The following is an 11,303-nucleotide window of genomic DNA, read 5'->3' as shown; positions in this document are numbered from 1 at the left end:
GACGAGATGGCGCTCGATACCGCGTCCACCAAGACCACCCGGGTGAAGAAATGAGCACAGTCACGTGCCCGAGCGGGCACCCGTCCACCTCTACCGACTACTGCGACGTCTGCGGCCTGCCGATCGGCGCAGCCGCGACACCTGCGGCCGCATCGGTTCCTGCTCCCGCTGTAGCTGCTCCGGCGCCTACTACCCAGGCTTGCCCGAACTGTTCCGAGCCGGCCGCGCCGGACGCGCTGTTCTGTGAGAACTGCGGCTACGACTTCACCACCGGCACGATGCCGCGCCCTGCCTCCCCACTAGACCTCGGCACTGCGCCACCGGTGCCCCCGGCTCCGCAGGCAGTAGCCGACTGGGTCGTGGAACGCTGGGTCGACCCGGACTGGTACGCGGTCCAGCAGAGCGACGACCCGTGTCCCTCCCCCGGCCTGCCGGTCGTCGTACCGCTGATCGCGAAGAGCGTGCTGGTCGGCCGGCCCTCGAAGAGCCGCGGCATCAGCCCGGAGATCGACTGCGGCGACGACACCGGGGTCAGCCGCCGTCAGGCCCAGCTGACCACGGACGGCCAGCGCTGGTGGGTGGAAGACCTCCAGTCCTCCAACGGCACCTTCGTCGGCCAGACCTCCGACCCGCTCCCCGAAGACCCGATCACCCCGGGCCAACGCCGCGAACTCAACGAGGACGATCGCATCTACGTAGGCGCCTGGACCCGCCTCGTCGTCCGCAAGGCAACCCCCGAAGAACAAGCCGGCCAAGCCTGAAACCTGGACTTATCTCCTTCTAAGTCCAGGTTGAGTTAGTAACCTGGACTTAGAGCTCCGCCAGGTCGTCAGGAGCGGGTCCAGGCGACTGAGGGGCGGAAGCAGAGCCATTCGATGATCGTTGAGCCGAGGACGATCGGGACTGCCCAGGTCCAGGGGTGGTCGGGGACGCTGACTACCGCGATCCCTGTCCACATGGCGATCCAGCCGCCGCCGTAGCCGCGGAGTACGCCTCGATACCAGAGGCCTCCGGGAGCTTCGCCGGCGCGCTGGCCGAAGTACACGAACAAGTAGGACGCGACCCCGATCGGCCAGAACACCCACAGTCGGCCCCAGTCGTACGGCACCATCACGAGCGCTCCCAGGCAGACGATCGCGACCGCCCAGTGGTAGGTCTCGCTGGCCCAGTTGAGCCGGCGTAGCCGCAGCGTGTAGACGATCGCGAGCGGCCCGAAGAGCACCGCGACCACTCCGGCCGCGACGTGCAGGATCAGTGCGATGTCGCGCATCGCCCCGCCCCTGGTCCACTCCGGCGACCGCCGGAGGAGTCTGACATGTCAGGGAGCATAGGGGTCCGGAAGCCCGCCGTCTGCCCCTCGGGAAGGACTTTTCCCAAGGGGCAGACGTCAGCTCATCCGAGTGGGTAGCCGGCGACCAGCCGGACCGCGTGATTGCGGTAACCCTGGCGCTCGAAGCTCGCCGCCATCGGCTTGTTGGTCAGGTCGGTGTCGGCCCGAATCTGCTCCGCGCCGGTCTCCACCAGGATGTGTGTGATCTCGGCGAGCAGGTCGTCGCTGTACCCGTTGCCGCGATGCTCGGCCAGTACGCCGAGGTACCCGACCACGGGACCACCGTTGTTCGCCGACGGCACCGCGAACCCCACCAGCTCACCGGCTTCGTCGTACGCGAGTCTCCACCAGGAGCGTTCGCCGGGCATCGCCTGATAGACCTCGAGATCTTCCTTGGCGGATCCCTCGGCACCGATCTTGGCGACAGCCCGCGCTGTCCCGGCGTCGAGGCTGCCCTCGATCACCCGGCGGAACACGTCCAGGAACGCGTCGTCGTCGGCCGGCTCGAACCGCAGCCGCGTCGACCGCGCCGGCAGCCCGTACTCCGGCAGCCACTCGTACCGCAGCCGCTCGATGATCCCCGACAACCCGGCCGCCGCTGCTGCCGCGAGCCGGGGCTCCAGACCGGCCACAACCTCCGGCTGATCACGCCAGCCGTTCGGCAGGAAGAAGTGGTACTCCGGCTCGTCGGCTCCCGCAGGCATGGTCGCCAGCGTGTGCCGGATGAGCTCGGTCCACACCGGCACGGGATCACCGGCGCCCGCGTAGTACAGGCCGTCGATGCTGAACGGGTGGTCGTACTGCTGCATCCCCCACCAGATGGCGAGGGCGATGATCTCGCCGTCCTGCTCGGCGACCCAGGTCCAGTCGTGCCGGTATCCCCCGGACGCGAGGAGGTCCTCGAAGCGCTCGCGGGTGACGGTGTTGACCGACTGGTCGGCGATCAGGGTGTGGATGGTGTCGAGGTCGGCCTCGACGATGGTGCGGATGTTCACGAATCCTCCAGAAGGAGGCGCGGGATCCGCTCAGTGCGAGTGAGGCGAGCGGACCGGACGCGCCGACATACGAATAATCATGGTGTTCATCGGTCGCTCCTTTCGCTGCGGGGTCCTGCTCGCCCGGCAGACAGTAGGTCCCGGCCTGGGTCATAGTCCACCGATTATTCACAGCTGGGATGTGCCAGGTTCGATTTCGCCGGGAAGCCTCTGCAGCATGCGAACCCCATCGAACGCCCCTAGGGCTCTCACCGCCCTCGCGACCTTGCTAGCCGCCCTCCTCCTCACCCTCACCGCGACCACATCCTCGTACGCCGGACAGACCGCGCCCACCCAGTACGCCGTACAGGGTGGTTCCGGGTCGGCCGCACCCGCTCTGACTGCCGCACTTCCGTCCTGCACGCTGAGCTCGTTGCCGTCCCAGGCGAGGACGACGTGGAACCTGATCCGCTCGGGCGGCCCGTTCCCCTACAGCCAGGACGGCTCGGTGTTCCAGAACCGGGAAGGCCTGCTGCCGCCGAAGTCGAGCGGCTACTACCACGAGTACACCGTGAAGACCCCGGGTTCGTCCGACCGTGGCGCCCGGCGGCTGATCGGTGGCGGCGCGCTCACCAACCCGGCCTCCCTGTATTACACCGCCGACCACTATGCGTCCTTCTGCCTGGTGAACACGCAGGCCTGAGATGATCCGGCGGTAGCACTGCCGTCGGAAGGGCGAGGAATTGTCGGGCGTGAAGGATGTACTGCTGGCGCAGTACGAGCTGACCTGGAGCTTGTTCGAGTACCACCTAGAGCGATTGACGCCCGGGGACCTGCTCTGGGAACCGGCTGAACTGTGCTGGACGGTCCACCCCGCCGCCGGTGGCTGGCAGGCCGACTGGTCGGACGAGCACCTCGATCCGATCCCGGTGCCGACGATCGGCTGGCTCAGCTGGCACATCGGCTGGTGGTGGACCGTCGCGATCGCACACGCCCGAGGTGCCGTGCCACCGGAACGCACCGCTGTCCGGTGGCCCGGCGACCTCGCCGGCACCCTCGAGTGGATGCGGGTCCTGCGAGACCAGTGGTGGCACGTGCTCGACGACGCCGACGAGGACAAGCTCGACATCCCGGTCGCGTTCCCCTGGCCACCGGAGACCGGGCGGACCAAGGCGGACCTCTTCGCCTGGGTGAACGCCGAGCTGATGAAGAACGCAGCCGAGATCGGCCAGCTCCGTTTGCTCCGCGCCGCGACAGTTACTGACTAAAACCGAGCAGAAGCAGTCAAGGGCCACTCCTCCCCTGAAAAACCGTTGCGTCCGAAGAACCTGAGGTCAGGACCTCAGGTTCTTCGGACGCAAGGAGACAACAAGAAGGCGGTCCCGGGGAGTGCCCGGGACCGCCTTTGTGGTGCTTTGACTTCAGGAGATCAGAAGTCCATGCCGCCCATGTCAGGGGCGCCACCCGGAGCGGCCGAGGCCTTCTCCGGCTTGTCGGCGATGACTGCCTCGGTGGTGAGGAACAGCGCCGCGATCGACGCGGCGTTCTGCAGCGCCGAACGGGTGACCTTGGCCGGGTCGATGATCCCGGTCTTGATCAGGTCCACGTACTCACCGGTCGCGGCGTTGAGGCCCCAGCCCGGCTCGAGGTTGCGGACCTTCTCCACCACGACGCCACCCTCGAGGCCGGCGTTCACGGCGATCTGCTTGAGCGGAGCCTCGACCGCGGACCGCACGATCGCGGCACCGGTGGCCTCGTCACCCTCGAGCTCGAGCTTCTCGAACGCGATCACGCTCGCCTGCAGCAGCGCCACGCCGCCACCGGCGACGATGCCCTCTTCGACGGCCGCCTTCGCGTTGCGAACGGCGTCCTCGATGCGGTGCTTGCGCTCCTTCAGCTCCACCTCGGTGGCAGCGCCGACCTTGATCACCGCAACACCGCCGGCCAGCTTGGCCAGGCGCTCCTGCAGCTTCTCGCGGTCGTAGTCGCTGTCCGACTTCTCGATCTCGGCGCGGATCTGGTTCACCCGGCCGGAGATCTGGTCGGCGTCGCCCGACCCCTCGACGATGGTCGTCTCGTCCTTGGTGACGACGATCTTGCGGGCCTGGCCGAGCAGCTCCAGGTCCACGGTGTCGAGCTTGAGGCCGACCTCCTCGGAGATGACCTCACCACCGGTCAGGACGGCGATGTCGACGAGCATGGCCTTGCGGCGGTCACCGAAGCCCGGCGCCTTGACGGCGACGGTCTTGAAGGTGCCCTTGATCTTGTTCACGACCAGGGTCGCCAGGGCCTCGCCCTCGATGTCCTCGGCGATGATGGCCAGCGGCTTGCCGGTCTGCATCACCTTCTCCAGCACCGGGACCAGGTCCTTGATGCTGGAGATCTTGCTGTTCACCACGAGGATGTACGGGTCGTCGAGAACCGCTTCCATCCGCTCGGTGTCGGTGACGAAGTACGGCGAGATGTAGCCCTTGTCGAAGCGCATGCCCTCGGTGAGCTCGAGCTCGAGACCGAAGGTGTTGCTCTCCTCGACGGTGATGACACCTTCCTTGCCGACCTTGTCCATCGCCTCGGCGATGATCTGGCCGACCTGGGTGTCAGCGGCGGAGATCGAGGCGGTGGAAGCGATCTGCTCCCGGGTCTCGACATCCTTCGCCTGGGCCAGCAGCTGCTCGCTGACAGCCTCGACAGCCTTCTCGATGCCCTTCTTCAGGCCCATCGGGTTGGCGCCCGCGGCGACGTTGCGCAGACCCTCGCGCACCAGCGCCTGGGCCAGCACGGTTGCCGTGGTGGTGCCGTCGCCTGCGACGTCATCCGTCTTCTTGGCAACTTCCTTGACGAGCTCGGCCCCGATCTTCTCGTACGGGTCCTCGAGCTCGATCTCCTTGGCGATGGAGACACCGTCGTTGGTGATCGTGGGGGCGCCCCACTTCTTCTCCAGGACGACGTTGCGGCCCTTGGGGCCGAGCGTCACCTTCACGGCATCGGCGAGGGTGTTCATACCCCGCTCGAGGCCACGGCGCGCCTCTTCATTGAAAGAAATCAGCTTGGGCATTCTCCGCGAGTCCTCCCGCGTCGAGTCTTCTGGGTAGCCGGCCGGATGCCCGCGACGGACGGCGCCGGTACCGTGGCGGTCACGTCCCGCCGCGTTCCGATGCCTCATCGAGGCCGTCTGTGTCACACTCCGTGAGCGCGAGTAGTTATCACTCTCGCCCCGTGAGTGCTAACCAAGTATTAGCACTCGACCCAAGCGAGTGCAAGCCAGGTCCAGCCGGCCGACGGGCTCTAGCCGTCCCACTGGGCGATCAGGAACTTGGGGGCGGTCAGGCGCCAGGCCTCGATCAGCAGCTCGCGGAGCTCCTCGTCGTCCGCGGCGGCCAGGTCGACCTGGAGCCAGGCGAAGCGACCGGAGGCCCAGGACGGCGTGTAGACCTCCGGGTCCTCGGCGACCAGCGCCTCCTGCTCCTCGCGCAGCGCCTTCAGCATCACCGAGCTCTCGTCCGTGGACAGATAGACGAAGCCCTTCTTCCTCACCTTGAAACAGGGCTGTCCGGCCCAGCCCTCGTGCTCCTCGGCCCCGGGCAACCCGAGCAGCACCTTGGTCACCTCCGCAGCATCCATCCCCCGAAGGTAGAACCCTGCACCGACAAAACCTGACGAAAGTCGTCAGGGACCCGGACAAGCCGGAGCCAGGGGTGCGACCAGGGTCGGGTCGGTACCGATCCCGATGTGCCGAAGGAGGTCCAGGCAGCACAGTTGGGGACATGACGAACTCCAACGCACCGTTCCAGAATCTGTCCGGCAAGGTCCTCCGTCGCTCCCGCAACCAGCGGATGCTCTCCGGTGTCTCCGGAGGTATCGCGGAGTACCTGAACATCGACGCGACGCTCGTCCGCCTGGGCATCGTCGCCCTGACCCTGCTCACCGGCGGCACCGCGCTGCTCGGCTACGTGGTCGCGTGGATCGTGATCCCCGAGGCCGACGGCAAGGCGGTCTGGCAGAACGTCCAGCAGCCCCAGCAGCAGCCGACCCCCGAGTCGGACATCGCCGCCCGCATCTACGACGACAAGCCCCCGGCCGCGTGACCGCAGTCCCACGGCAGCAGTAACCCCAGCAGCTCCCCCGCCACCTCAACCAGTGGCAACCAGCTGACCTGCCCCTGCTGCCGTGGCCGCACTGCTTCGCGAGTGTCCGGTGCGCCAGGCCCACGCAGTACGAGTTAGACCTTTACTCTGCGGGGAGTTTTGAGGGCTTGTGCGGCTACGGCGACGTCGGGGTGGTCGGCGAAGACGCCGTCGATGCCGGTGGCGCTGAAGCGGGCTAGTTCGCCGGCGAGGTCTAGGCCGGTCGGGAGGAAGCGGCGCTCGGCGCGGAAGGTCCATACCTGTACAGCCAGGCCCGCACGGTGTGCATGCTCCACCAGCCGGGTCGGCTCTCCCAGGGCGCCACTGTAGGTCCGCGGGATCACCAGGTCCTTGTGCGGGGCAACTACTTGCGCGTACGTCGAGATCTCCCGCAGCCCGGCTGGTCCGATCAGGTCAGCGAAGGTCCGGCCGTCGCCGGTACGGCGGAAGTCGTTCGGGGCGTTCTCGTGGTCGATCAGTTGCACCAGGGGCACGTTCGTCATCACCGAGAGCCGGCGGAGACTGGTCGGCTCGAACGACTGGATCATCACCTCGTTGCTACCCAGCCCGAGCGCGAGCAGCCGCTCGGTCAGCAACTCTTCCAACGGCAGTCCGAGCCGGCGGAAGTATGCCGGGTGCTTGATCTCCGGGATCACCCCGATCGCTCGGCCGAGCCGGATCGACTCCTGCCGGGCCAGCGCCACCACGTCGTCGAAGGTCGGGATCGCCTCGAGCCCGTCGTACGCCGTGTTCGCGGCACGCAGGGCGGGCATCCGCTCCCGGGCCCGCAGCGTGCTGAGTTCCGCGTAGGTGAAGTCCTCGACGAACCAGCCGGTGACGGCGGTCCCGTCGACGATCTTGGTGATCTTCCGGTCCGCGAAGACCGGGTGGTCCGCGACGTCCGTCGTACCGGAGATCTCGTTCTCGTGCCGGGCCACCAGGACGCCGTCCAGCGTCGCTACGAGGTCAGGCTCCAGGTAGTCGGCCCCCAGGGCCGCAGCCAGGCGGTACGCCGCCGGCGTGTGTTCCGGGCGGTAGCCACTCGCTCCCCGATGCGCGATCACCAGCATGGTTCCAGCACAGGCGTCGCAAGTGGCGGCCTAGCAACCCGTTGCCCAACGCAAGATGAAGCTCGGCCCCTTTCTGAGTGGAGGGTCGCTGCCAGGTGAACTAAAGACGACCAGCCGGCCTGCTGAAGGTTGCGCCCGGCCTTCCGGTGCGCTACCGGCGGCGTTTAAACCACATGCAATTTGTCGGTGGCGGACCCTAGCCTGAGGGGGTTATGAGACAACTTCCCCTCGCCGATCCCGGCACTCCGGATCACCGCTCGGCTGCCCGCTATCTGCTGTGGGTGGCCCGCGGTCAGAAGGCCACGCTCGCGGGCGGGATGACGTTCGGCATCCTCTGGATGGGATCGCAGGCCTTCGTGCCGGCGGTGCTGGGGAAGGCGATCGACCAGGGCGTCGCCGCGGGTGATTTCGAGCGGCTGCTGCTGTGGACCATCGTGCTCTTCGGGATCGGTGTGCTGCAGGCGCTGGCCGGCATCATGCGGCACCGGTTCGCGGTGGTGAACTGGCTGAGCTCCGCCTACCGCACGGTCCAGCTGGTGACCCGGAAGGCCGCCGACCTGGGCGCGACCCTGCCGAAGAACCTGGCCACCGGTGAGGTGGTCAGCGTCGGCGCGAGCGACCTGGCCTACATCGGCAACCTGATGGAGATCCTGGCCCGGTTCGCCGGCGCGATCGTGGCGTTCGTCGTGGTCGCGGTGATCCTGCTCTCATCGTCGACGCTGCTCGGCCTGGTGGTGCTGATCGGCGTCCCGGTGATGCTGTTCTGTCTGGGCCCGATGCTGCGGCCGCTGCACAAGCGGCAACTGGCACACCGCGATGCGGTCGGCGAGCTGAACTCGCTCGGCTCCGACATCGTGGCCGGTCTGCGGGTGCTGCGCGGGATCGGCGGCGAGGACTCCTTCTCCCGGCGGTACCGGCGCGAGTCGCAGCAGGTCCGCGGGGCCGGGGTCCAGGTGGCGCGGATCCAGTCGGTGCTGGACGCGACCCAGGTGCTGCTGCCCGGCATCTTCATCGTGATCGTGGTCGGTCTCGGCGCTCACTTCGCCCTCCGCGGTGAGCTGAGCGCGGGCACCCTGGTCGCCTTCTACGGCTACGCCACCTTCCTGGTGCTGCCGCTGCGGACCGCGACCGAGATGGCCGACAAGCTGATGCGCGGCCTGGTGGCAGCCCGCCGGGTAAACCGTGTGCTGTCGCTGACACCCGAGATCGTGGATCCGGCCGAGCCGGTCCGGCTGCCGAGCCGCGGCGACCTGGTCGACCCGGTCTCCGGCATCCGCGCCCGCGACGGCCTGCTGACCGCCATCGTGTCCGCCGAGCCCGACCGCGCCGCGGTACTGGCCGATCGCCTCGGCCGGTACGACGACAGCAGCGAGGTCCGGTACGGCGGGGTCACCCTGGCCGGTGCGACGCGTGCGGATGTGCGCGAGCGGATCCTGGTCAGCGACACAGCCTCGCAGATGTTCACCGGCACCCTGCGGGGCGAGCTCGACCCCGACGGCCGGCGGACCGACGACGAGCTGATGACGGCGCTGCGGACGGCGTCGGCCGAGGACGTCCTGGTCGCGCTGACCGACGGGCTGGACTCCGATGTAGAGGAGAAGGGACGGTCCTTCTCCGGCGGGCAGCGGCAGCGGCTGATCCTGGTCCGCGCATTGCTGGCCGATCCGTCGGTGCTGGTGCTGGTCGAGCCGACCTCGGCGGTGGACGCCCACACCGAGGCACGGATCGCCGAGCGGCTGCGGGACCACCGGGCCGGCCGGAGCACCGTGGTGCTGACGTCCAGCCCGCTGCTGCTCGACCGGGTCGACGAGGTGATCTTCGTCGCCGAAGACCGTGTTGTTGCTGTCGGCAAGCACCGGCGGCTGCTGGAGACCGACGCGCAATACCGCAGGACCGTGACCAGACAGACCGAAGAGGAAGAGGTGCACGCATGAGGCAGATCCTGCCCGTCGCGGACTCCGCCGAGGTCCGTCGTCATGCCCGCCGGCTGGCCCGGCGGCATCCACGTGCCCTGCTGACCGCACTCGGCCTGCACGCGGTGGCGGCGATCACTGGTCTGGCCGCGCCGCGGTTGATCGGTGGGCTGGTCGAGGACGTCCAGAACGGGACGACCGCGAGCAAGATCAACCAGGTCATCCTGATGATCGCGGTGTTCATCGTCACGCAGTCGCTGCTCACCCGGTGGGCCCGGTTCAAGTCGTTCGCGCTCGGCGAGCAGGTGCTGGCCGAGTTGCGGGAGGACTTCGTCGACAACGCGCTCGCGCTGCCGATCGGCACGGTCGAGCGGGCCGGCACGGGTGACCTGCTGTCGCGGACCTCGCGGGATGTGGACTCGCTGTCCCGGACCGTGCGGTTCGCGGTGCCGGAGACGATCGTGGCGTTCGTGACCGTGCTGTTCACGGTCGGGGCGATGCTGCTCGTCGGCGCGTGGGTGCTGCTGCCGCTTTTCGCGATGGTGCCGGTGCTGTGGGTCAGCACTCGGTGGTACCTGCGCCGCGCGAAGGACGGGTACCTGCGGGAGAACGCGGCGTACGCGCAGCTGACGAGTTCGCTCGCCGAGACCGTCGAAGGCGCCCGGACGGTGGAGGCCCTGCGGCGGTACGACGACCGCGTGCGCCGTACGGACCGGGACATCCGCGGCTCGTACGACGCCGAGCGGTACACGTTGCACCTGCGGACGGTGTGGTTCCCGGTGGTCGAGGTCGGGTATCTCGTACCGATCGTGGGCACCTTGCTCTTCGGCGGCTGGCTGCACATCAACGGTCACATCTCCCTGGGCGCGGTGACGGCCGGCGTGCTCTACGCGAACCAGCTGATCGACCCGGTGGACCGGCTGCTCTCCTGGATCGACGAGCTGCAGTCCGGCGGCGCTTCCCTCGCCAGACTGCTGGGCATCAACGATGTGCCGGACGACCGGACCCCGTCGGGCAAGTCGCCTGCGGGTGAGGTGGTCGAGGCTCGCGACGTGCGCTTCTCGTACGTCGAGGGCCGGGACGTCCTGCACGGAGTGGATCTGATCGTCCAGCCCGGCGAGCGGGTCGCGATGGTGGGGCCGTCCGGCGCGGGCAAGTCCACGCTCGGCCGGCTGGTCGCGGGGATCCATCCACCGCGGACGGGTTCGGTCAGTGTCGGTGGCGTCGAGATGACCGAGCTGCCGCTGGACGATCTTCGCCAACAGGTCGCGCTGGTCACCCAGGAGCACCACGTCTTCGTCGGCACCTTGCGGGACAACCTCGCGATGGCGCGCGAGAACGCCTCCGATGACGAGTTGCTGGCCGCTCTGGATGCGGTGGACGCCAAGGAGTGGGCGGAGGCGTTGCCGGACGGCCTGAACACGCGGGTCGGGTCAGGTCAGGTCGCGCTGACGCCCGCCCAGGCGCAGCAACTCGCACTGGCCCGGCTGGTACTGGCGGATCCGCACACGTTGGTGCTGGACGAGGCGACCTCGCTGATCGACCCGCGGGCCGCCCGGCATCTGGAGAGCTCGCTCGCCGCGGTGCTGGAAGGCCGGACGGTGATCGCGATCGCCCACCGGCTCTACACCGCGCACGACGCCGACCGGGTCGCCGTGGTCGAGGACGGCCGGATCACCGAGCTCGGCAGCCACGACGAGCTGGTCGCGCGGCAGGGTTCGTACGCCAAGCTCTGGCAGTCCTGGCACGGCTGATAGTTGCTCCAGGCAACAAGAAGCCCGCCTCCCCTGATCGGGAGGCGGGCTTCTTCAGCGTTTGGTCCTGCTGTTGCGAGCAGGACGGCGGATGAGTAGGACAGCGGAGTCGACTTGGGGCGGTGGGGTGAAAGCCTT

The 11,303-nt window shown here is 68.2% G+C and carries 11 protein-coding genes; 6 read left to right on the top strand and 5 right to left on the bottom strand.

Annotation, left to right across the window (positions count from 1 at the left end):
• The first annotated feature begins 50 nt into the window (after positions 1-50).
• A complete protein-coding gene (locus VFG33_RS39435; RefSeq protein ID WP_325058154.1) occupies positions 51-761 on the top strand; it encodes an FHA domain-containing protein in 711 nt (236 codons plus the stop codon).
• 68 nt (positions 762-829) lie between these two features.
• Here VFG33_RS39435 and VFG33_RS39430 read toward each other — a convergent pair whose 3' ends face one another.
• Together VFG33_RS39430 and VFG33_RS39425 are read right to left on the bottom strand one after the other, a co-directional pair.
• Entirely contained in the window at positions 830-1,270 is a 441-nt protein-coding gene (locus VFG33_RS39430; RefSeq protein ID WP_325058153.1) for a hypothetical protein, read from the bottom strand.
• Between the two features lie 122 nt (positions 1,271-1,392).
• Positions 1,393-2,325, bottom strand: a complete 933-nt coding sequence (locus tag VFG33_RS39425) for a GNAT family N-acetyltransferase (protein WP_325058152.1) — start codon at positions 2,323-2,325, stop codon at positions 1,393-1,395.
• Between the two features lie 217 nt (positions 2,326-2,542).
• On the opposite strand from VFG33_RS39425, the gene VFG33_RS39420 reads away from it, so the two are divergent.
• Together VFG33_RS39420 and VFG33_RS39415 are read left to right on the top strand one after the other, a co-directional pair.
• Complete coding sequence (locus VFG33_RS39420; RefSeq protein WP_325058151.1) at positions 2,543-3,007, top strand: guanyl-specific ribonuclease; 465 nt, start codon at positions 2,543-2,545, stop codon at positions 3,005-3,007.
• 49 nt (positions 3,008-3,056) lie between these two features.
• Entirely contained in the window at positions 3,057-3,572 is a 516-nt protein-coding gene (locus tag VFG33_RS39415) for a DinB family protein (RefSeq protein WP_325058150.1), read from the top strand.
• Between the two features lie 161 nt (positions 3,573-3,733).
• Here VFG33_RS39415 and groL read toward each other — a convergent pair whose 3' ends face one another.
• Entirely contained in the window at positions 3,734-5,359 is a 1,626-nt protein-coding gene (gene groL / locus VFG33_RS39410) for a chaperonin GroEL (protein WP_325058149.1), read from the bottom strand.
• A 230-nt stretch (positions 5,360-5,589) separates the two neighbouring features.
• Positions 5,590-5,925, bottom strand: a complete 336-nt coding sequence (locus tag VFG33_RS39405) for an MmcQ/YjbR family DNA-binding protein (protein WP_325058148.1) — start codon at positions 5,923-5,925, stop codon at positions 5,590-5,592.
• Between the two features lie 143 nt (positions 5,926-6,068).
• Here VFG33_RS39405 and VFG33_RS39400 point away from each other — a divergent pair, with 143 nt between their 5' ends.
• Entirely contained in the window at positions 6,069-6,389 is a 321-nt protein-coding gene (locus tag VFG33_RS39400) for a PspC domain-containing protein (protein WP_325058147.1), read from the top strand.
• Positions 6,390-6,523: 134 nt separating this feature from the next.
• Here the strand turns inward: VFG33_RS39400 and VFG33_RS39395 are convergent, their stop codons facing one another.
• A complete protein-coding gene (locus tag VFG33_RS39395) occupies positions 6,524-7,498 on the bottom strand; it encodes a glycerophosphodiester phosphodiesterase family protein (RefSeq protein WP_325058146.1) in 975 nt (324 codons plus the stop codon).
• Between the two features lie 212 nt (positions 7,499-7,710).
• On the opposite strand from VFG33_RS39395, the gene VFG33_RS39390 reads away from it, so the two are divergent.
• Complete coding sequence (locus VFG33_RS39390) at positions 7,711-9,432, top strand: ABC transporter ATP-binding protein (protein WP_325058145.1); 1,722 nt, start codon at positions 7,711-7,713, stop codon at positions 9,430-9,432.
• Positions 9,429-11,165 carry an ABC transporter ATP-binding protein gene (locus VFG33_RS39385; RefSeq protein ID WP_325058144.1) on the top strand — a complete coding sequence of 579 codons (1,737 nt, stop codon included), beginning with the start codon at positions 9,429-9,431 and terminating at the stop codon, positions 11,163-11,165. The genes VFG33_RS39390 and VFG33_RS39385 overlap by 4 nt, the downstream gene beginning before the upstream one ends.
• Positions 11,166-11,303 lie beyond the last annotated feature (138 nt).

It is taken from the genome of Kribbella sp. (assembly GCF_035687465.1).
In the GTDB taxonomy this organism is placed as follows: Bacteria; Actinomycetota; Actinomycetes; order Propionibacteriales; family Kribbellaceae; genus Kribbella.
Note: the sequence above shows the minus strand (reverse complement) of the source record. Positions and strands in the feature narration are given on the sequence as shown.